The 20,499-nt window shown below is 43.8% G+C and carries 19 protein-coding genes and 1 tRNA gene; 3 read left to right on the top strand and 17 right to left on the bottom strand.

Annotation, left to right across the window (positions count from 1 at the left end; all coding sequences use genetic code 11):
- Positions 1-17 precede the first annotated feature (17 nt).
- Positions 18-536, bottom strand: a complete 519-nt coding sequence (locus AB4371_RS20775) for a DUF2271 domain-containing protein (RefSeq protein ID WP_017062545.1) — start codon at positions 534-536, stop codon at positions 18-20.
- Between the two features lie 71 nt (positions 537-607).
- The gene (locus AB4371_RS20770) at positions 608-1,237 is read right to left on the bottom strand and encodes a PepSY-associated TM helix domain-containing protein (protein WP_017062546.1); all 630 of its coding nucleotides are present in this window, start codon (positions 1,235-1,237) and stop codon (positions 608-610) included.
- A gap of 343 nt (positions 1,238-1,580) precedes the next feature.
- Between AB4371_RS20770 and AB4371_RS20765 the strand changes: the two genes are divergently transcribed.
- Positions 1,581-1,901, top strand: coding sequence for a hypothetical protein (locus AB4371_RS20765; protein ID WP_017067850.1), 321 nt, complete (start codon positions 1,581-1,583; stop codon positions 1,899-1,901).
- A gap of 129 nt (positions 1,902-2,030) precedes the next feature.
- Here the strand turns inward: AB4371_RS20765 and AB4371_RS20760 are convergent, their stop codons facing one another.
- From AB4371_RS20760 to AB4371_RS20730, 7 genes are all read right to left on the bottom strand, one after another.
- Positions 2,031-3,209: a lipopolysaccharide assembly protein LapB gene (locus AB4371_RS20760; protein WP_102320786.1), complete on the bottom strand. Its 1,179-nt coding sequence runs from the start codon at positions 3,207-3,209 to the stop codon at positions 2,031-2,033.
- Positions 3,206-3,826, bottom strand: a complete 621-nt coding sequence (locus AB4371_RS20755) for an energy transducer TonB (RefSeq protein WP_372150603.1) — start codon at positions 3,824-3,826, stop codon at positions 3,206-3,208. Before AB4371_RS20755 ends, AB4371_RS20760 begins: the two co-directional genes overlap by 4 nt.
- Positions 3,827-3,845: 19 nt before the next feature.
- Positions 3,846-4,250: a biopolymer transporter ExbD gene (locus AB4371_RS20750; protein WP_004739212.1), complete on the bottom strand. Its 405-nt coding sequence runs from the start codon at positions 4,248-4,250 to the stop codon at positions 3,846-3,848.
- The gene (locus tag AB4371_RS20745) at positions 4,247-4,807 is read right to left on the bottom strand and encodes a MotA/TolQ/ExbB proton channel family protein (RefSeq protein WP_010429842.1); all 561 of its coding nucleotides are present in this window, start codon (positions 4,805-4,807) and stop codon (positions 4,247-4,249) included. Before AB4371_RS20745 ends, AB4371_RS20750 begins: the two co-directional genes overlap by 4 nt.
- On the bottom strand, positions 4,807-6,183 hold the full coding sequence (locus AB4371_RS20740; protein WP_102394360.1) for a MotA/TolQ/ExbB proton channel family protein: 1,377 nt from the start codon (positions 6,181-6,183) through the stop codon (positions 4,807-4,809). The genes AB4371_RS20745 and AB4371_RS20740 overlap by 1 nt, the downstream gene beginning before the upstream one ends.
- Entirely contained in the window at positions 6,183-6,950 is a 768-nt protein-coding gene (locus AB4371_RS20735; RefSeq protein WP_372150602.1) for a DUF3450 domain-containing protein, read from the bottom strand. The genes AB4371_RS20740 and AB4371_RS20735 overlap by 1 nt, the downstream gene beginning before the upstream one ends.
- Positions 6,951-7,143: 193 nt before the next feature.
- Positions 7,144-9,240: a TonB-dependent siderophore receptor gene (locus AB4371_RS20730; RefSeq protein ID WP_372133458.1), complete on the bottom strand. Its 2,097-nt coding sequence runs from the start codon at positions 9,238-9,240 to the stop codon at positions 7,144-7,146.
- A gap of 559 nt (positions 9,241-9,799) precedes the next feature.
- On the opposite strand from AB4371_RS20730, the gene AB4371_RS20725 reads away from it, so the two are divergent.
- The gene (locus AB4371_RS20725; RefSeq protein WP_136978244.1) at positions 9,800-11,104 is read left to right on the top strand and encodes a dicarboxylate/amino acid:cation symporter; all 1,305 of its coding nucleotides are present in this window, start codon (positions 9,800-9,802) and stop codon (positions 11,102-11,104) included.
- Positions 11,105-11,324: 220 nt separating this feature from the next.
- On the opposite strand, the gene AB4371_RS20720 is transcribed toward AB4371_RS20725, so the two are convergent.
- From AB4371_RS20720 to AB4371_RS20710, 3 genes are all read right to left on the bottom strand, one after another.
- On the bottom strand, positions 11,325-12,710 hold the full coding sequence (locus AB4371_RS20720) for a sensor histidine kinase (RefSeq protein ID WP_136979549.1): 1,386 nt from the start codon (positions 12,708-12,710) through the stop codon (positions 11,325-11,327).
- Positions 12,707-13,372: a response regulator transcription factor gene (locus tag AB4371_RS20715; RefSeq protein ID WP_017062555.1), complete on the bottom strand. Its 666-nt coding sequence runs from the start codon at positions 13,370-13,372 to the stop codon at positions 12,707-12,709. The genes AB4371_RS20720 and AB4371_RS20715 overlap by 4 nt, the downstream gene beginning before the upstream one ends.
- Before the next feature lie 80 nt (positions 13,373-13,452).
- Complete coding sequence (locus AB4371_RS20710; protein WP_010429860.1) at positions 13,453-13,926, bottom strand: NYN domain-containing protein; 474 nt, start codon at positions 13,924-13,926, stop codon at positions 13,453-13,455.
- 323 nt (positions 13,927-14,249) lie between these two features.
- Here AB4371_RS20710 and AB4371_RS20705 point away from each other — a divergent pair, with 323 nt between their 5' ends.
- Positions 14,250-14,747, top strand: a complete 498-nt coding sequence (locus AB4371_RS20705; RefSeq protein ID WP_050546503.1) for a DUF4174 domain-containing protein — start codon at positions 14,250-14,252, stop codon at positions 14,745-14,747.
- A gap of 51 nt (positions 14,748-14,798) precedes the next feature.
- Here AB4371_RS20705 and cobA read toward each other — a convergent pair whose 3' ends face one another.
- The 5 genes from cobA to AB4371_RS20680 all read right to left on the bottom strand — a co-directional run bounded on the left by cobA (position 14,799) and on the right by AB4371_RS20680 (position 20,444).
- A complete protein-coding gene (gene cobA, locus AB4371_RS20700) occupies positions 14,799-15,575 on the bottom strand; it encodes a uroporphyrinogen-III C-methyltransferase (protein ID WP_372072932.1) in 777 nt (258 codons plus the stop codon).
- 328 nt (positions 15,576-15,903) lie between these two features.
- Positions 15,904-16,719, bottom strand: a complete 816-nt coding sequence (locus AB4371_RS20695) for a formate/nitrite transporter family protein (protein WP_017062558.1) — start codon at positions 16,717-16,719, stop codon at positions 15,904-15,906.
- 123 nt (positions 16,720-16,842) lie between these two features.
- Positions 16,843-17,166: a nitrite reductase small subunit NirD gene (gene nirD / locus AB4371_RS20690; protein ID WP_372072930.1), complete on the bottom strand. Its 324-nt coding sequence runs from the start codon at positions 17,164-17,166 to the stop codon at positions 16,843-16,845.
- A gap of 14 nt (positions 17,167-17,180) precedes the next feature.
- Complete coding sequence (gene nirB / locus AB4371_RS20685) at positions 17,181-19,754, bottom strand: nitrite reductase large subunit NirB (protein ID WP_017071488.1); 2,574 nt, start codon at positions 19,752-19,754, stop codon at positions 17,181-17,183.
- A gap of 616 nt (positions 19,755-20,370) precedes the next feature.
- Positions 20,371-20,444 (bottom strand) — tRNA-Cys (locus tag AB4371_RS20680).
- Positions 20,445-20,499: the final 55 nt, after the last annotated feature.

Genomic DNA, 20,499 nt, shown 5'->3' with positions numbered 1-20,499 from the left:
GTTACTGTTCGCACTTACTATTTAGCGATGTAGTTCAGGGTGATTTCACCCGTCTCTTCCGTTGCTTTTAATTCGTAAGATATGTTTGAATCTGCGAGTGATACTTTTTGGCGAAGGTAATTACGGCCACCGTGTTCACGAACCACTTCGATATGAACCGTGTACTCGCCTTGTTCTAACGTTTCACCGCTGTCGCTCTTACCATCCCACACGAAACGGTACTGGCCAGCAGGACGTGTTGCAGACGTCACAGCATCAACCAGTTCACGATCGTAACGGCCAACCTTTCTCCACCAGCTGCGCAGATCCTTAAGCCATTCGTCTTTACCGACCCAAAGCTCGATGGTTTTCACTGACTTTCGTTCGCTATTCTCTACCCACACCGCCACATAAGGACGTGCATACATAGAGGTATCAATCTTTGGAAGCTCAAAGCTGACATCCAGTTTTGCCGTATCAGGAATCGCTTGTGCCATACCTAGGCTTGGCAAAAGAGATAAAGCAAGAAGCGCCTTGCTCCAGTTCATTTTTTTCATTTTTAACAACCTTTTAAATCCGTTTAACCTTAAGTTCGCTCTTCAATCCGATTCATCAATCGAATCAAGCGTTAAGGCACGGCGACAAAATAGATAACCAATGAGATTGCAGACCCAAACACCGTCCATTTGATGGAAGTATTAAGCGTCTTTTTCTTAGGTAACAGTAAGCACACGCCAGTAAGCACAAAGAAGATCATCAATAGCGCAGTGATATCGATAAACCATTTCCATACTTCACCGCTGTTACGACCTTTATGCAGATCGTTCAACAATGCGATAACGCCGTAATTAGTGGTTTCGACTTCTACAAACTCAGACGTAACGTCAACAAAAACGGAAGCGTTGTAGCCGGGTCCTTTGAAGTCCATAGATACCTCACCGATGAGCAACTCACCATCTTCAATCTCTGCATAGATGTCCAAACCAGAAGGAACGCCGGAGAGGTTGGCTTCTTCGAACAGAAACGTTTCAAAGGCTGTCTCGTCAGCTTTTAAACGTCCGTCTTGAACCGTAAATAAACTTGTAGGAAGCGTTAGCGTAGAGCGTTGGATATTGGGTTGGCTTGATTCAAATAACTCAGGTCGGTTCAGGGTGATACCGGTTACTGAGAAAAAAAGAACCACGAACAGAAGCGCCATAGAAATATAAACATGAAGTCGACGAGCCCATGACTGAACCGCCCTACTTTTTAACGACATACAAACCAATACCTATAAATTTTATGACGACAATTTAGTTGATAATCATTCGTATTGGCATTCAATTTACATTGTTTACGTTTGCCGAGTGGCGTAAGGAAATTTACATAACATTACATGGGAAGTAATCGAACTGTATGCATATTCTTGCTAACGTGTACTAAAGGGATTTGATTCGTTTTATTAGAGGTTATTGATAACAGGGTCAAAGCTCAAAAAAGCTCAATCTCAACATGCTTGATTGAGATGGGTTTAAGGTAACAGTCGTAGCTTTAAGGATAGAAAGTTGGGACTATTTGATCACTGGTTTGATGATAGCTAATGAAGCTTAAAAGGATTTGAAATGCGTATTTTTGTTTTGGCTTTTGCTGCGCTAGTGACGGCGTGCACCAGCCAAATAATCAGCACGGAAGAACATATTCAAGAATACATCGGTTCAGACATAACCGATGTACAAGAACGTTATCTCACCGAACGGTCACGCCCTATCAGTTTTTGGGCGTCTCGAAACTATGCTTGGATTGAAACCAAGAAACCGTTAGACAATGGTTATACAGTACACGCATTCAAAAACCCTTATCGTGACTGCACCATTAATTGGGTTGCTGATACCAGCGGCGTGATTCAAAGTGCTACGTCCAGCGGCACGATGTGCGAGCCTTAACTGCCGCATTGGAACGATAAAGTTCAAAAAGCTTTAACCGCCAAAATTAAAAAGGGTGTCATTTGAACCATCAAATGACACCCTTTTCTCTATATTACTTTCTCTTGTCTTCTGTTGTGCTATTCGCAGTTAGACGTTGCCGTTATCACTCACTGTTCTTAGCTGAGTCAGATATTTAATCCAACCTTTTGCCTCAGAAGAAGGCTCAATGTTGTTCGCACGTTTCGCTTGAGCAAGAGCATTATCAAGATTCTTTAGCTTGTACCATGAACGTACTTTCGCTAAAGCAACATCAGCTTGCTTGTTCTTGTCTTTCACTTTATCCAAAACAACCAGAGCACGATCGTAGTAACCTTGTTGAACCAGTAACTGAGCCACATTCCAATGATATTGCGTGTCTTTTCTAGACGCTAACGTCCACACTTCAATAGCACTGTCCCACTCTTTCGCTAACTGCCAGTAGGTTGCTTGCTCAGCCAGAAGTTGAACATCGCTGTTCGCATCATCTAACTTACTAATTTCTTGTGCTGCGCGCTCTGGAATGCCACGTTTCGCGTAAAGCTGCGCTAACAAGCGGCGATCTGAGTTCTTCAGCTCAACACCTTGTAGATCAGCCAGTGCTAACGTGTTCAATGCATCACGATTACGATCTAACCTAAGTTGAATACCAACCAGTTGACGCCACCAGTTATCTTTCTCGGGTTGAAGTTCAATCAAGCTTTCCAGTGTAGGAATCGACTGTTTCCACTGCTTTAACTGAAGCTGTGCGCCCAGTTTTAGCGATAGAGGTGATAACTCTGGTTTTGAATTGAACTTGTCGTGATTACCGATGGCCACTAGGACTTTCGACCAGTTTTCGATTTGGTATTCCGCTTGTGCAATTCGCATCCAAAGCACGTCTTTCTTTTCTGCCTCTGGCGCTGTTTTTACTAACTCGTAGTAATGTGGAAGCGCGTTTTTGAACTGTTGATCGTTTAATAACAGATCCGCAAGCATACGCTTCGTTATCCAAGCTTGTTCATCCACCAGCAAATTGGTATCGACGGCGTATGTAAGCTGCTTAATCGCCTTATCGGTTTTGCCATCTTGCCAGTAAAAAACACCTAGCATACGAGCTACGTACGCTTTGTCGTAGCCCTTAGAAAGCTCTAAACCTGCTAGTACGTCAATGGCCTGTTTAACCTGTTCATCTTGAGCAAGCTTATGCGCCTTTTGAACACGAATAGCAGTATATTGGGTTAGCTCTTGTGCCTGTGTTGTAAGGGGCATTAACAACAAGCCCACTAATATCCATATATGTTTCATCATTTTGCCAACTTAAACTCTAGTTTCACGGTTTGACCAACCTGAGCTATCGCTTTTCCATCGACGACTTTCGGTTGATATTTCCATTTTTTAAGTGCTCTCATCGCTTCACGTTCAAACATACGACGTGGGTTTGCGTCAGTGACTTGAATGTCAATTGGACGTCCCGTTTCATCGATAGTAAAAGACATAATCACATGGCCTTCAGCTCCACGCTTAAGCGCTTTCGCTGGATAACGAGGCTCTACTCGATACAAAGGCATTGCTTGTTGGTTTGACCCAAAATCAGAGAATGTCGGTGCGTTAATCGCTAAGCCATCAATGGATGTGTTCAAATCCAATGAAGGCAAAGAAGACATCGAATTCAGAGGCGTAACTTCAGCTTGTGACTGAGACGTTTGCGCTTCCGGTGGCGGCTCTGGCATTTCTGGTTTTTCAGGGACTGCGCGTTGTCTACTTTGAACTTCTTGTTCTTGTTCCACCATTACCATGTTGAAACTTAACGTCTCGCTATCGTCTGGTGAACGTTGGTGGCCATTATCGACCATCCAAGCCATGAAAGAAAACAGCGCTAAGCCCAACGCGCCCGCTAGCGGTAAAGCAAGAAATAGGCGAATCATTTATGAAGATCCTCCAAGATCATCGCTTATCAGCAGCAAGCGCAATGTTTTTAACACCTGCACCTTTCGCGGCATCCATCACTTTAACAACAGTACCGTTGTAAGCGTGTTCATCCGCTTGAATAACCAAAGAAGCATCAGGTTGTTCTAGCAACAAGTGCTCTAACGTCGCTTGGACACGTTCAACATCTACGACACGCTTGTCGATGAAAATGTCGTTTGCAGAAGTAATCGCAACAAAGATGCCTGCATCCTTTTGGCTTACTACGTTAGAAGCTTGTGGGCGATTGACTTCCACCCCTGACTCACGAACAAATGAACTGGTCACAATAAAGAAAATAAGCATGATAAAGACAATATCAAGCATCGAAGTAAGGTCTATTTGAGCCTCTTCGTTTTTAGAATGACGTCGACCGAGTCTCATCGTTGACTCCTTAAAGATTTTTCTAATTTCAATTCTAAGCGGTTACATACTTTCGCTAAGCGAGCGTGAACGAACATGCCCGCTAACGCTGCAACCATGCCTGCCATGGTTGGCAGTGTTGCTAACGAGATACCTGAAGCCATCAATTTAGGGTCACTGCTGCCTTGTGTCGCCATAACATCAAAAACAGAGATCATACCGGTTACAGTGCCTAGCAAGCCCAACATCGGGCAAATAGCGACTAACAGCTTAATAAAATTCAAGTTTTGGTTAAGCAAGATACTCGCTTGCCCTAACCAACCTTCACGAATGGCTTTGGCATGCCAAGAAGAGTGATCTTCTCTTTCATGCCATTTCGCTATCCAAGCTTGGCGTTGCTTAGGAAAGTAGAACGCAAGATAAAGCACACGTTCTACCACAAGCACCCAATACACTAGGACGACAGCCGCTAGCCACCACAGGACGAAACCGCCCTGCTCCATAAAGCTTGATAAAGACAGCAGCCAGTCACTCGTTAACCAACTCGCTGGTAATAGAGAACCCGACAAAATATCCATTACGCAGCAGTCCCAACTGGTGAAACAACAGCGTTTGATTCAACGGTCTTTTCAGCCTGCTCAGCAACAAGACCAATACCTTGCTTCTCAAGAATATTGCGAATGTTTTCTGCTTGAGTGCTAAGAATGTTGTGTGCCAGTAGAAGAGGCATTGCCGCAACCAGACCAAGTACCGTAGTTACAAGCGCCATCGAGATACCACCCGCCATAACTTTAGGGTCGCCATTACCAAACTGAGTGATCACTTGGAATGTTTCGATCATGCCGGTTACTGTACCTAAAAGGCCCAACATTGGTGCTAGTGCCGCCAATAGCTTAAGCATCGATAGACCTTTCTCTAGGTGAGTCTGCTCATCAACTACCGCTTCTAAAAGTCGCAACTCTAACGCTTCAACCGTTTGGTTTTGTTCCTTGTTGTACATCGCAAGAACACGACCTAGTGGGTTATCACCCGCTTGCTCAGGGTTCTTAAGTTGCGCGCGAATTTTCTGGCGTGCGATAGCAAGAGAGACACCACGAACTAATGCGATGATTAGACCAATAGCTAGTAGGCCAAGAATCACTTTACCAACCACACCACCCGCTTGTAGACGGTCAGTTAAACTTGGCGTAAGTGCTAATTGCTCTAGCATAAACCCGCGAGAAGGATCGACAACCACGTTAGATACTTCACCATTCGCTAACGAAGAAAGTGACGCTAACGTTGGACCATTTTGTGGTTGCTTAAGGTAAGCGATCGCATCTTCACGCTGAGTGTTCCAGTTAACATAGCCTTGCTCTGTCACAAGACCAATCGAACCTAGTCGGTAAGCGTCAACCTTGTTTGTATTGCCTTCACCATTAATGAATGCAATTTGAGATTTGCTAAGCTCAGAGCTCGCTTGGATCTGTTCAACCATGCTCATCCACAAACCGGTCAGCTGTGGCATTGAAGGCAGTGATTTAGCATCAATGATTTGATCAACAGTTGCAGTGTGTTCAGCACGATCAACACTATTCACGGTTGAGCTAAGCTCTGCGCCGAGTTCTTTTGCGTTTTGACGAACGACACCGAACAGCTCGCCTAAGCTACCGGTTTCTAAACGCAGCTTCTCTTCTAAGCGAGCAAGCTTGTTTTCGTTATCACTGAACGTTTGAGTCAGAACATCTGTCGCACCTTGGATAGACGTACGCTTCGCTTCAAGCTGAGCTTTGATCGCTTTCAGTTCTTGTTCTGTCTTTTTGAAATCAGCTTCACGCACTACGTTGTGAGAAGCTTGAGTTCGACTCTCTGATTTTGCTTTATTAACTAGCTGAGCCGTCGTATCTGATGCAGAGAAAGCTGAAAATGAAAGTGATGTAATGCAAAGCAATGCTGCTAATGGCTTTAAGTTCATTACTTAACCTCCGCAACAGTTAAAGAAACAGGTAAAGTAATTAGGCTTGGCGCCGCTTGTTGGCTTGCAATGTCGTAAGCTTTATCTAGCTCAGATTTCATTGAAGAATCTAGCTCTTGCCACTGATTTTGTGTTTGATTCCAAGACCAATATTGGCTGCCATTTAGGTTACGAGCCACCAAAGAGATACGACCTAGGTGCAACACGTCAGCTTCAATCGTTCTGTCGTTGCTCAATGCAACGCGGCCTTGGTAAGCACCGAGCTTGATGCCGTAGTCCATCTCGATTTGGTAAGCTTCCAGGATACGACGATACTTCTCAGCATCACTCACATCAGCACGAGTCATCATTGCTTGTAGCTTTTCTACTCTTTCTAGACGCTGTTCTTTCTTAATCGGCACGTCTTTCTCTACCAACTGTTCAAGACCATCGATCATTTGATACATCAATGGCACAACACCTTGGCGTGTGTATTTGATTTCTTCGATCTGCTCTTCAATGCTTTGAGCTTCTTGGTTTTGGCTCTCAACTAATGCAGCAAGGTGATCGTGATAGATTTCTAGGTTTTTAACTTCTTCTTGCAGACGCTCAATCTCAGCTTGCAGCATTAAAGTCGCTTGTGATCTTTTATCAATAACCTTTTGGCTCGAAGCCGACGCGTTATTGGTCTTGTTTTGAATTGATTGAGCTTGATCCAAGCTGTTTGCCATAGAAGACGTTGCAACCAAACTGATGGCAAGCGCTAGGCTAGTTTTTAAAAGATTCATAATTGTAGTCATTTACTATAGAAGAAGGTCAAATACATTTTATTGATAAATACTATTATTGATAAGCACTCTCATTATCATTAAAAGTCACTCGCATTACTAGGGATATTTTACTGAATAGCAGAATCACGAAAGGAGAAAGCCGAAACTTTCCCCTTAGTATTTAGGCTAACAATAGTACCCTATTAACAAATTAGTATTTTACCTGTAAAGTCGCCATGTAGTTACGGCCTTCGCCGATTACTACGTCTTCAGCAAATTGGTGGTTTGAAGATGTTGAACCGCCACCCGCTAGGTATTCTTTATCAAATACGTTCTCGACTGTTAGACGCGCTACGAAATCAAGAGAATCGTCGTACTTAAGCGTGTATGCAGCACCCATATCTACACGTGCGTAGCCGTCTTTCTTGAATGTGTTCGCGCTATCGCCGTAACGAGAACCTTCGTAGATAAGACCCAGGTTCACATCAACTTCGTTTGTTGCTGCATAGGTAGACCAAACGCTTGCTGCAAACTCAGGTACGTCTACTGGACGGTTACCTTCATATGTTTCATGGTTCGTGATTTCAGCATCTAAGTACATTGCAGAACCAGACATTGAGAAGCGCTCTGAAATAAAGCCTTGTGCGGCTAGCTCAGCACCACGGTGAACTTGTTCGCCACCTTGTGTCTTCGTCCAATCGCCTGATGAAGTGTCTTCTACATCCATTGAAATGTTTTCTTGGGTAATATCGAATACCGCACCAGAAACGAATAGACGTTCGTCCATCAGTTCCCACTTAGTACCGACTTCGTAAGACACGCCCGTTGCTGCGTCAAGAAGTTCGCCATCGTTGGTGTAGTTGCGGCTTCCGCTCGACACAACACCTTGTGGTTCGAAACTTTCAGAGTAAGAAGCGTAGATACTACCGTTTGATGCTGGGTGGTAAATCAGGCCAAGCTTAGGCGCTACATTTTCTTCTGCTACGCCATCACTTACTTTCCGGTCGAAACGAGCACCCGCAAGAACTTGCCATTCATCATTAATAGTAATCAAATCTTGGATGTAGAAGCCCCAAGTATCGTAAGTACTCATCTTACCTAGCGATGTTGGACCCACTGACGGCGCTGGTACTGTTGCATCTGGTACGTATTCAGCGCTGCTGAAGCGATCCATACCACGGTAATAGCTGTAGCCTAACCAGTTAGCACCGAATAATAGTTGGTGCTCTGTGCCCGCAAGATCAGCGGTTGTTGTTAGATCAACGTAAGCCGTTCTGAAACGCCATTTATCATGACGGTAGTTACCGCCTTGAGTCACGGTGCCCGTACCATCAGGATTCATATTTGAAAAGCTTGGGTAGCTTTCCATATCAATACGTTCGAAATCTTGGTAGTTGAAACCTGTTTTTAATGACCATGTATCAGTCAGGTTAGCAGCAATATCAAAACCAACGTTCTCAACATCATTCTCGATCTGTGACCACTGTGCATCCCAGATGTGCTTGTCGCTACCTACTCGGTTGCCGTCTAGCGTGTATAAAGCGCCAGAATCTACGCTACCTTCGTCGTTAGTTTTGTCGTAATGAACAGAAACTGTCACGTCTTCAGTTACATCGTAATCAACGAATACACCACCAACAAAACGTTCTGTTTGTGGTTCAGTTCCGTCACCATAAGTTCTCCAAGAGCCGTAGCTTTCTTTAGATAGAATCGCGCGACCACGTAGAGTTTCAGCGTCGTTCAAAGCGCCACTTACGTCTACCGTTGTACGAGAATGGTCATTAGAACCAATATCTTGGCTAACACTTACTTGCGTATCGTAAGTTGGCTTTTTGCTTACCATGTTGATCAAACCACCTGGTGCAGAAATACCGTAAAGAAGACCAGAAGGTCCTTTTAGTACTTCAACACGCTCTAGCAGTTCGATTGGTTGACGGTAGTGAGACCAATGTTGCTGGCCATTTTTAAGGAAGCCCGAAGAGCTTTCTACCGAGAAACCACGTAGAGAGAAACGTTCACGGTTACGGCTTGTACCGCCAGCACTTACACTCGCGTCATTCTTAAGCACGTCACCAAGCGTTGTTGCACGCTGTTCATCGATGATTTGCTCATCGATTACTGAAACTTGTCCCGGAGTCTCTAATTGAGTCGCCTCCATGCGCATTGCTGTTGTGTTCGTGTCGGCTTTATAACCGTAGTCACGACCTTCAACAACCATATGCTCGTCTGTTTTTACTGTTTCTGCCAATACTGCTGGTGAAGCTAATACTGCGCCGATCACTAAAGCCAATGGGCTCTTTGAAAACATGTCCTTTACTCCGCTTTTATTCTTTTAGACGAACACTTTGTTATTTATTCGATGTGTTCGCTGAACCGTTGCCGGTACCACTGAATTATTTCGGGAGTAAATATAAGTGATAACTATTACCATTTGCATTAAATTTACATTCTTTGCATTCGTAAAGTTTTGTAAAGGCCTGTCGGTGAGTCATATTTGAGGAGTTCAACAAAACCATTCAATACAAATAGTTAAGGCTCATGGACGTAAATCGACTGGTTATCTTCACCGAATTTTTTGAAACAACGGTATTTGTTCAGTCAATTGAAGACGAGAAGATTGATAAGAAAATCATCTCTTCTTATTTACTACCTTTGAAACGACAAATTTATGTATAAAACCCTCGATAGATGTAAATTAATAGTGAATTATTTTGTTTTTATTTGTTTAATTTACACAATTATCAGTGATTTTGATCACATCTATAATTCCAAACTCATTTTTTGTTTTTCGAATTGATTATCCGACTGCTAATCTCCTGCTCACTTTGAAAAGGTATCAAAGTTATAAATAATAAGGAGTGTTCTAAATGAATACCAAGAAACCTATGTCTCTGACTGGTCGAGTAATCCTCGGTATGGTCGTAGGTATATTAACGGGATTCGCCATTCAATCCCTTTTTGCAGACAACGGATTTGTTAACAACTACATCGTTAACGGACTCTTTGAAGTGGGCGGACAAATCTTTGTCGCCAGTTTAAAAATGCTTGTTGTGCCTCTAGTCTTCGTTTCACTAGTGTGCGGTACAAGTTCTCTTAAAGACTTATCAACTCTTGGCCGTATGGGTGGCAAAACGCTTGCACTTTATATCGGTACTACTGCCGTTGCCATCACTCTAGCATTAACTATCGGTAACCTGTTCCAACCTGGAGCTGGTGCGGATCTTACTGCTGCGAGCTCTTTCAAATCAGCGGATGCCCCTTCTCTGGGCCAAGTAATCATCGACATGTTCCCAACCAACCCTATTCAGGCGATGGCTGAGGGCAAAACGTTACAAGTTATCGTATTTGCAGTGTTGTTTGGTATCGCAATCAGTGCAGCGGGCAAACCCGGTGAACGTATCGCTGCAGTTTTCTCTGATCTAAACGAAGTGATCATGAAGCTAGTTGCGCTACTAATGAACCTTGCTCCTTACGGCGTATTCTTCTTGATGGCGAAACTGTTCTCTGGCCTTGGCTTAGGTGCAATTTGGAACCTAGCAGAATACTTCTTAGTGCTTGCTGGTACCCTGCTGTTGCATGGCTTGGTGACTTACAGTGCGATGCTTAAAGGATTCACAGGTCTTAGTCCGATTACGTTCCTACGTAAGATGGAAGATGCAATCATGTTTGCATTCTCAACAGCATCTTCGAACGCAACAATTCCAGTAACTATGGAAACGGCTAAGAACCGTATGGGCGTAGACAACAAAGTCGCTTCTTTCACAGTACCACTAGGTGCAACTGTGAACATGGACGGCACTGCAATCATGCAAGGTGTTGCGACGGCGTTTATCGCGCAAGCGTACAACATCGACCTTTCAATGGGTGATTACCTAATGGTTATCCTAACGGCGACACTGGCGTCTGTTGGTACTGCAGGTGTCCCTGGTGTTGGTCTTGTTATGCTAGCGATGGTATTGAACCAAGTTGGCCTGCCGCTTGAAGGTATTGCTCTAATCATGGGTGTTGACCGCCTTCTTGATATGATTCGTACCGCTGTAAACATCACAGGTGATAGTGCCGTATCTATCATCGTTGCTAAGTCTGAAGGCGCTCTAGACGAGTCTCGCTTCAACGACCCAGCAGCAGGTGAGAAAGAAGAAGAAGTTAAGCTAGCTCGCCAACATGCATAGTCTCGCTTATCTTATGCTCTTGTCTTCAAGCTCAGGCGTAATTAATGGCTACGCCTAGCCCATACCAAAGCGCATAAAGAAAAACGCCACTGCAGATGCAGTGGCGTTTTTATTGGGCTATGTTTCTAAGCAATATTTATGAGCAATATTTCTAAGCTATGTTTCTTAGCACGCTTTCAGTCATAGTTATCTATGGAGCAAGACAGGTAACAGCAGGAAGCTAATCAGCGATTGGGAACATTAGATTTACTCTCAATCCCCCACCTTCTCTATTCTCAGCAGTTACATGTCCATTCATCACACCCATCGCTTCTTTAACAATCGCAAGGCCCAGACCGTAGCCACCAGACCGTTTGTCTCTTGCTGATTCAATACGAGTAAACGGGTCGAATATACCTGCAATCTTGTTATCAGGAATACCATCACCGTCATCTTCTACAGATATTACACTGTAACGTCTATCCATTACCTGTTCGTATGTCGTCACGACCACATGAGCGTTCTCACCCGCGTATTTAATGGCATTCCCGACCAAGTTACCAATGACTCGAAGCAGTAGCCTCTCATCAACGTTCACCATTGATATCGGCGTCTCTAGGGAACCAATCAAAGTTTGATTCGGTTTTAAATCGTTTTGCATCTGCGCGATCAACATTGAACAATAGTGCTCAAGGTGCATTAAACTTAACTTGGAGTCATAGCGAGAGGTTTCTAAGCGGCTAAATTCAAGTATCTCACCCACCAGCTTATTCATCTCTTCTGTTTCATTTTCCATTCGTTCTAGCAAACCAATGCTTTTATCATCAACCTTGCTGCGCAGCAGGTGTAGTGCGAGGTTTTGCCTTGCTAATGGTGTTCTTAACTCGTGTGAGACATCACGAATCAAACAACGTTGCTTTTCAGCCAGAGATTTAATCTCAAAGGTCATATAATCAAAATCGTGTGCAAGCTCGTTGAATTCACGCGTGGTGGAGTTCAACTCCGACACCACACTGACCGTGAAGTCACCTTGAGCCAGTCTGCGGCTCGCTTCTCTCAATCTATCCAACGGTTGCTGAAGGCTTTTGGCCATGATAATCGAGAACAGAGACAATACGACCAATGCAATCAATGCTTTAAGCATATAGGAATATGGCGCAAAAGATTTTGCGGGATGAAACTGGTGCGGTAGTTGGATAACCAGTGTTTTACCGTTATCCAGTGGTAGGCCGAAGATCGGCTTACTCACACGATCACTAAGTTGGTGATCTAACGTTCTTAAGTATTTGAGCTTAAATTCAAAATGTGGGTGCATGTGACGATGTGTGATCGGACGATTGTCTTTATCAATGACGAACAGATAATACTGCTGAGCATTACCCCAGTCCGCGAGTTCATCCATGTCCCCTTCTTCAATCAACACATTCGCTTGGTAAGCAAGGTCGAGCATCTCCGCTTTAACCGATTCTGGCACTTTAAGCAGCGCTTTCATCAAGGCTCTTTCTGCGACACCTTGCAGAATCAAAATACTCACCAAAATGACGGTCAGGTAACTGAACAGTTGGAAAGTGAGTCCGTCTTTACGCTTAGCAATAAAATCAGGGCAACGCAGCAGTTTTTTACTCATGCTCCGACCGACTCTAGGTAACTGTAACCTTTACCACGAACGGTTTTTATATGTTGTTTAGACAAACCTGCCTGAACGAGCTTTCTACGTATATTGCTGATATGCATATCTAAATTACGATCGAAGGGACACAATTCTTTCTTGAGTACATGGATTTGCAGATCAGATTTTGAGACGACAATACCGTCATTTTTGACCAAATAATCAAGCAAGTCTTTTTCAGTGCCAGTTAATGGCAAACGAGAGAGTTGTTCACACAAGCCGTGATTAGAGGAAGCTAAAGATTGTCTTTGGCGTTCAAAACCCACTCGGCGCAAGATCACCTTAATACGGGTTAAGAGTTCAGGAACATTGAAAGGTTTAGCGATGTACTGGTCGGCGCCTGCTTGGTAGCCATCGAGCATTGAGGCATCGTCGTTAAGCGCGGTTAGCATAAGAATGGGAGTAGCAAAACGCTGACAAATACGTCTTGCTACTTGAATGCCGCTTAGGTTCGGAAGCATTACATCGAGTAGAACCAAATCGACAGGGTGAGATTGAATAAACTCAAGCGCGGATTCACCGCAATGAACAGTATCAACGTGATACCCCTCATTTTCTAACACTTCACCCAGTAATTCACACAACTGAATATCATCATCAACAACTAAAACGCGAGACATTACACATACCGATAAATAAGAACTGTTTGCATTCTAATTATCGTTATTATTGATTTCAATTATAAAGTGCCCGATTTCCTCTATAGAAGAAAATCTTTTTCAATCGGTACAAATTTTGATGCAGAATCGATAAGATTTTGAGCAGTTAACCCGGGAACACCATACACTTCAACAGGCTTGCCAAAGCGCTCTTTGATTCGCTCTACAAGGATTTCGAAATCACCGTCTCCTGATACCAAAACAATCGTATCAACCGTCTCAGCAAGTTCTATCGCGTCTAACGCAATACCCACATCCCAATCGCCTTTTGCACTGCCATCTCGACGCTGAATAAACGGCTTTAACTTCACATTAAAGCCCACACCACGAAGGATATGATGAAATTGACGCTGCTTTGGATCTTGGCTTGAGATTGCGTAAGCATTAGCTGCAATAACGTTACGCCCTTCCGTGGCAACATACCAAAACTGGTTATAGTCGAAGTTAGAACGGTATTTGTCGCGCGTCGTGTAGTAAACGTTCTGAACGTCGACCAAAATTGCTATGTTTTCCATAAATTCATACCTTTAGATTTTCCGTATACCCTATTCTATTCAATTGTAAAATGCGAGTCGCTTTACTCAATAAAAATGAACCTGCCAGCTATCGTTAACGTAAATCTAATATCTTTAGCGTAAAGCTAAGTGTCTTTACGTAATCCTAACTATGCTTATTGTAAGTGGATTTGTTTTGAGCGTTTCTTAGGTGGTTCTGATCTTCACCTTCTTCTTTACGTAGCGTTCAAATCGTACTCAGGCTTAGAGTTTTTAAAGGGAGGTTGGCAATGCTGCACCGACAAACACACAATTCGATCGTAAGCATCGACACAACCAAAGCGATGCAAACTTTAAATCAACCATCAAACTCTGGTAGCTGGTTTAGTTTGCTTAAACTACTGACCATCAGCACGGTAATAATCATGAGCTTAACCATCAATTCAGTACTCGCCTACCCCGCTTATTCTCACTCAAAGCCTTTGCCACACCGCAGTGTGATTTATTTCGCTCCAAAGGAAGATTCAATCGTTAAAGAGTTTCTGAATGAAGTGTTGCTCAATAACTGTCAATTGGACGAACGAGATGTCGTCATTATGGTTATTGCTGAGAGTGGTTACACAGTCCCAACTTGGTTAGAAGAAGAGTTTAACTTAGAAGCAGTCACCAGTATTTACGAGATCCCGAAAGGATCACATACCGCTGTTTTGATTGGTAAAGACGGGAAAGAGAAGCACCGATGGAGTGGCAAAACAGATTGGAAACAGATCACCAATATCATTGACGAAATGCCGATGCGCCAACAAGAAATGCAGCGACAAGGCAGCCGCTGCAGTATTTGATTCTTGATGGACTCAGTAGTGGCTTAGAGATCCAATTAGAAGGTCAAACGATCAAGCTTGTTTGTTAAACCAAGCAAGTTTTTCATGGAGCTGAGCCACGCTGCCTACAACAATCAGCGCTGGGCTCTTTGCGACGCTCGCAAGGTCAGCTAAATCACGTAACCCACCTCTAAACACCTTTTGTTCTTGGCGTGTACCGTTTTCGATGATCGCAACTGGCATGTCAGCTCGCATACCATTATCGAGTAGATTCTTCTGAATGTTCGGACTCTCTTTCAAGCCCATGTAAAACACGATGGTATGGTTGTGCTGAGCAAGAGATTGCCAGTCAATATCTTCGCCATCTTTCTTCAAGTGACCTGTAATAAACTGCACGCTTTGTGCATGATCACGGTGCGTCAACGGAATGCCCGCATAAGCCGTTGCTCCGGCAGCAGCTGTGATGCCCGGAATCACTTCAAATCTCACGTCATTCTCAGCTAGCGTTTCACACTCTTCACCACCACGACCAAAGATAAACGAGTCACCACCTTTTAGGCGTACTACGTGCTTGTTCTCTTGCGCTTTGGTCACTAATAGTTGGTTGATCTGATCTTGCGGTACACAGTGATGATCAAGCTTTTTGCCCACATACAGCATTTCTGCTTCTGGATTAGCCATCGCCAAAATATCTTTTGATACCAAGCGGTCATAAACCAACACGTCTGCTTGTTGAATCACTCGTGCGGCTTTTAGCGTAAGTAAGTCTGGGTCGCCCGGACCTGCACCTACCAATGAAACAAATCCTTTGTTTACTTCTTTAACATTCGATGGCGATACTTCTGACATGCTTTGCTCCGAAAGTTAGCTTGTTATATTTCAAGCTTAATTCTGTATGACGATTCATCGTTGTATGAATCACCAATATCCCTACTTCTTAGACTATCAGTTGTTGCCATAAAACTTTACGATTAATTCTAATCAAGATAGAAGTTTATATAACAAAACAATCTATTACGTTGGAAAACCCTGACATTTGCACCATCATCAAGCACACATTGCTCGCCTTAGGTGCACGGTTATCAAAGTAGAGAGTGTTAAGATCAAAAAAGCCCCAAATCAACAGCTTGGGGCTTAACACACATTATTAGTTGCTCATTAACCTAGAACTATCTAATTACTTAGCGCCTAGAGAAGGAGCTGTTTTAGCATGAGTTAGGTATAGAGGAACACACGTCATTAATAGACCACCAACGATGTTACCTAGGATTGTTGGGATAAGGTTGAAGTTCAACCATGTCGCGATACCAAAATCAGCGCCAAGAATCATACCTAGTGGGAATAGGAACATGTTTACCACTGTGTGCTCAAATACGAGTGCGAAGAAGATGAAGATTGGGAACCACATCATTGCTACACGGCCAGATACTGTGCGTGCAGTCATGTTGCCAATCACACCTAGACATACCATAAGGTTACAGAAGATACCGCGTACGAAACACGTGATCCATCCGTCCATACCCATGTTTTCAAAACCTAGGCTACGACCTGTAGAAACAGCAATGAACTTTTGAGCAACAGCGTTTGGTTCTAAAGAGAAGTTACCCGTTAGTGATACTGCAACAAGGAAAGCAACAATCAAAGAACCGATAAGGTTACCAAGACCAACAATACCCCAACAACGTAGGATACGACCCCAAGTAATACCTGGGCGGTTGTCGAATTTCGCTAAAGGTGCAAGGCCGAATACGCCAGTTACTAGGTCATAACCCATTACACTTAGAATGACGAAGCCAACTGGGAACACAAGTGCGCCAACAAGGCCAATACCGGTTTGAACCATTGCTGTAATAGCAACAACAACCGCTAGAGAAAGGATGATACCAGCCATAGTGCTTCGAATCAGAAGATCGCGAGTACTTGTTTTCGTTTTCGCTTCACCCACATCAATCATCGTTTGAACGAATTCAGCTGGTTTGTAATCAGGAGACATAAGGTTGTCCTTAAAAAGTTTAAATTAAAAGTTAAAATTGGATAGGAAAAGGCTCTAGTTGCCGAGTTAAGGCAATATCGAGAACTAGAACCCTTGAACTATCAAATCTTACTCATCCGAAGATTAAGCAGAGATTTCTACAGCGCCTTTGGCAACACGAGCTTTGTACGCTTTCACGTTGAAGTTCTCGTCTTCCATGCACACACCTGTTGCTAGGTTAAAGCGTTGCTTCTTAAGTGGGCTTGCTACCCAAAGCTCTTCTTTGTGCTCAACAATCAAACCACGTGATAGCACGTTAGATTGGAAGTATGGGTCTGTGTTGCTAATCGCGAATACTTCTTCAGCCTCAGTTGGGCGGAATACAGCTACTTGCTCACCACCAACCAACGCACAAACACCTGTACCTGGGATAATGTCTTCGATCTTACAAACTTTGGTAAATGCCATGATGTCGTCTCCCCTTAAACAGATTCTACGTGAATGATGTCGCCCTGATGCTTTGAAGTAATGGCTTCAGGGTGTTTCTCAGTGAATGTCGCAGGACGGTGTTGTTCACGGCCATCATCAACAAACACAACGTTTTCATCACGGTCATCAGCATTGATGAAGTGTGCAAAGCGTTTAAGTTGAGCTTCATCGTTGATAGTGTCTGTCCACTCACAAGCAAAGTTATCTACTAGGCCAGCAATGTCAGTTTCAAGTTGGTCATTGATACCAAGCTTGTTGTCTACAATCACTTCACGTAGGTAATCAACACCACCTTCTAGGTTGTCCATCCATACCGAAGTACGTTGTAGCGGAGCAGCCGTGCGGATGTAGAACATCATGAAACGATCGATGTATTTGATCAGCGTTTCTTGGTCTAGGTCGCTTGCCAGTAAGTCTGCGTGGCGAGGCTTCATACCACCGTTACCACACACATACATGTTCCAACCAGCGTCTGTTGCGATAATACCTAAATCTTTACCTTGAGCTTCAGCACACTCACGAGTACAGCCCGACACACCGAACTTCATCTTATGAGGAGTACGGATGCCTTTGTATCGGTTCTCGATCATCACGCCTAGGCCAACTGAATCTTGAACGCCGTAGCGACACCAAGTCGAACCTACACATGTCTTAGCCATACGAAGTGCTTTTGCGTAAGCTTGACCCGTTTCGTAACCCGCAGCGATTAACTTCTTCCAGATAGCTGGTAAGTCATCTTTCTGAGCACCGAACAGGCCGATACGTTGTGCACCAGTGATCTTGGTGTACAGGTTGTATTCTGCAGCAACATCAGCAAGTACGCTTAGTGCTTGAGGTGTTACTTCACCACCCGCCATACGAGGGATAACAGAGTAAGTACCGTCTTTTTGCATGTTACCTAGGAAGTTGTCGTTGGTATCGTGCAGCTTCACTAATTCAGGCTTAAGGATGTGTTCACCCCAGCAAGAAGCAAGGATAGAACCTGCTAGAGGCTTACATACTTCACAGCCGTAGCCTTTACCGTATTTCTCTAATAGCTCATCGAACGTTTTGATTTCTTCGATGCGAATTAGGTGGAAAAGCTCTTGGCGAGAGTATGCAAAGTGCTCACACACGTCGTTCTTCACTTCAACACCAGCTTTAGCAAGTTCAGCGTTTAGTACTGAAGTCACTAGTGGAATACAACCACCACAACCAGTACCTGCGCCTGTTACTGCTTTGATATCACCGATTGTGTGGTGACCTTCAGCAACCGCTTGAGCGATCTTGCCTTTAGTCACATCGAAACAAGAACAGATAACAGCAGACTCAGGAAGAGAATCCGCGCCAAGTGTTGGCTTTTCAGCACCAGCATGAGCAGGAAGAATCAATGCATCTGGGTGTTCTGGTAGGTCGATTTCGTTCAGCATAAGCTGTAGAAGATCACCGTAGTCAGACGTGTCGCCAACCATTACTGCACCAAGCAGCTTCTTGTTGTCTTCAGAAACGATTAGACGCTTGTAAACTTCTTGTTCTTCGTTTTGGTAAACGTAGCTCTTACAGCCAGGAGTACGACCGTTCGCATCGCCGATAGAGCCTACTTTCACGCCCAAAAGCTTAAGCTTCGCAGACATGTCAGCACCTTCAAATGTGCTTTCGTTACCAACAACGTGGTCAACCGCTACCGTTGCCATTTTGTAACCAGGAGCCACTAGGCCGTAGAACGTTTGGTTCCAAGACGCACACTCACCGATTGCGTAGATGTCTTTGTCTGTCGTTTGACAGTGATCATTAATCTCGATACCGCCACGTGGTGCAATACCCAGCCCCATTTGACGAGCAAGTTTGTCTTGTGGGCGAATACCAGCAGAGAATACGATGAAATCAGTTTCTAGCTCTGTACCGTCTGCAAAGCGCATTACGTTACGAGCTTCAGTGCCTTCAGGAGCAATCTCAAGCGTGTTCTTACTTGTATGTACGTTAACGCCCATACGTTCGATTTTTTGACGAAGTTGGTTACCACCCGCTTGGTCAAGCTGCTCAGCCATTAGCTTTGGAGCAAACTCAACAACGTGCGTGGTTACACCAAGAGCTTTTAGTGCGCCTGCAGCTTCAAGACCAAGCAAACCACCACCAACAACCACACCAGATTTAGAATTCTTAGCGGTTGCTTCGATAGCTTTCAAGTCTTCGATTGTGCGGTAAACGAAACAGTCTTTACCTTCGTTACCTTTGATTGGCGGAACGAATGGGTATGAACCTGTAGCAAGGATTAGCTTGTCGTATTGAATTTCACGACCAGTACTTGAGTAAACTGTTTTCTTTTCACGGTTAACGTTAATAGCACGCTCACCGATCAGCATGTTGATGCCGTGTTTCTCGTAGAAGCCTTCTTTAACTAAAGAAAGTTCGTCCGCAGTATGGTGTGAAAAGTAAGAAGAAAGGTGTACACGATCATAGGCTACGCGAGGCTCTTCACAGAAGACTGTGATGTCCATGTTAGCAACGTCTGTCTTCTCGACTAAATCTTCGATATAGCGATGGCCGACCATCCCGTTACCGATTACGACTAGCTTCATCTTGCTCATAAGAATTCCTGAAGGTTATATATTTCTTAACTGAGCGAATAATGAATTATGAAAGAAAATGAAAATATGATGTAAATCAATTACGAAATCGAACTACCCTAAAGGGGTAGGACAAAAGAGGTAGATCTGCTGATTTATCATACGAAGTAAACGAATAACCGTAGGTTTAATAAGGTTTAGCGGGGTTTTATATACACTTTCGTGCAGTAAATAAGATGTTGTAAAGTTTCACAATAGGTTAGCAGCAACACAAGTAAATGACAATCATTTTCATTTGTGGTCATAATAAGTGTAATAACTCATGAAAGCGTTACAGGATCATGAGCAACTATGTATAAATATGAAGAATTTAATGACGCAAAAGACAGTCGCCCTTTTCCATTCCCCACTCATTCCACTCACAAACGGCGCAATTGGTTAACAGATGCTGTTGGTTGTTTAGCAAATGATAGGTTTACATAAGGAAAAGACCGGCACAAAAGTGATCTGATATAGCTTGTTCCTAGTGGTGCTACTGATTAGAGAGCATACGTGGAAGTTTGAACATAGCATGAGGGTTTAGAATTTCAGATAGCAAAAAGGCCAGCATTTCTGCTGGCCTTTCAACTTTGAATAGTGGAGGCGCCTCCCGGAGTCGAACCGAGGTCCACGGATTTGCAATCCGCTGCATAGCCACTCTGCCAAGGCGCCTTCAATAGTGTTTTAAGAGAACAACTCTTTTGATTAATACCAAGCGAGGTAATAA

This window comes from Vibrio sp. 10N.261.51.A3, assembly GCF_041471965.1.
In the GTDB taxonomy this organism is placed as follows: Bacteria; Pseudomonadota; Gammaproteobacteria; order Enterobacterales; family Vibrionaceae; genus Vibrio; species Vibrio crassostreae_C.
Note: the sequence above shows the minus strand (reverse complement) of the source record. Positions and strands in the feature narration are given on the sequence as shown.

Excerpts from the sequence above, each read along its gene's own strand:
- AB4371_RS20775 (WP_017062545.1), bottom strand. The coding sequence starts at position 536 with ATGAAAAAAATGAACTGGAGCAAGGCGCTTCTTGCTTTATCTCTTTTG.
- AB4371_RS20770 (WP_017062546.1), bottom strand. The coding sequence starts at position 1,237 with ATGTCGTTAAAAAGTAGGGCGGTTCAGTCATGGGCTCGTCGACTTCAT.
- AB4371_RS20765 (WP_017067850.1), top strand. The coding sequence starts at position 1,581 with ATGCGTATTTTTGTTTTGGCTTTTGCTGCGCTAGTGACGGCGTGCACC.
- AB4371_RS20760 (WP_102320786.1), bottom strand. The coding sequence starts at position 3,209 with ATGATGAAACATATATGGATATTAGTGGGCTTGTTGTTAATGCCCCTT.
- AB4371_RS20755 (WP_372150603.1), bottom strand. The coding sequence starts at position 3,826 with ATGATTCGCCTATTTCTTGCTTTACCGCTAGCGGGCGCGTTGGGCTTA.
- AB4371_RS20750 (WP_004739212.1), bottom strand. The coding sequence starts at position 4,250 with ATGAGACTCGGTCGACGTCATTCTAAAAACGAAGAGGCTCAAATAGAC.
- AB4371_RS20745 (WP_010429842.1), bottom strand. The coding sequence starts at position 4,807 with ATGGATATTTTGTCGGGTTCTCTATTACCAGCGAGTTGGTTAACGAGT.
- AB4371_RS20740 (WP_102394360.1), bottom strand. The coding sequence starts at position 6,183 with ATGAACTTAAAGCCATTAGCAGCATTGCTTTGCATTACATCACTTTCA.
- AB4371_RS20735 (WP_372150602.1), bottom strand. The coding sequence starts at position 6,950 with ATGAATCTTTTAAAAACTAGCCTAGCGCTTGCCATCAGTTTGGTTGCA.
- AB4371_RS20730 (WP_372133458.1), bottom strand. The coding sequence starts at position 9,240 with ATGTTTTCAAAGAGCCCATTGGCTTTAGTGATCGGCGCAGTATTAGCT.
- AB4371_RS20725 (WP_136978244.1), top strand. The coding sequence starts at position 9,800 with ATGAATACCAAGAAACCTATGTCTCTGACTGGTCGAGTAATCCTCGGT.
- AB4371_RS20720 (WP_136979549.1), bottom strand. The coding sequence starts at position 12,710 with ATGAGTAAAAAACTGCTGCGTTGCCCTGATTTTATTGCTAAGCGTAAA.
- AB4371_RS20715 (WP_017062555.1), bottom strand. The coding sequence starts at position 13,372 with ATGTCTCGCGTTTTAGTTGTTGATGATGATATTCAGTTGTGTGAATTA.
- AB4371_RS20710 (WP_010429860.1), bottom strand. The coding sequence starts at position 13,926 with ATGGAAAACATAGCAATTTTGGTCGACGTTCAGAACGTTTACTACACG.
- AB4371_RS20705 (WP_050546503.1), top strand. The coding sequence starts at position 14,250 with ATGCAAACTTTAAATCAACCATCAAACTCTGGTAGCTGGTTTAGTTTG.
- cobA (WP_372072932.1), bottom strand. The coding sequence starts at position 15,575 with ATGTCAGAAGTATCGCCATCGAATGTTAAAGAAGTAAACAAAGGATTT.
- AB4371_RS20695 (WP_017062558.1), bottom strand. The coding sequence starts at position 16,719 with ATGTCTCCTGATTACAAACCAGCTGAATTCGTTCAAACGATGATTGAT.
- nirD (WP_372072930.1), bottom strand. The coding sequence starts at position 17,166 with ATGGCATTTACCAAAGTTTGTAAGATCGAAGACATTATCCCAGGTACA.
- nirB (WP_017071488.1), bottom strand. The coding sequence starts at position 19,754 with ATGAGCAAGATGAAGCTAGTCGTAATCGGTAACGGGATGGTCGGCCAT.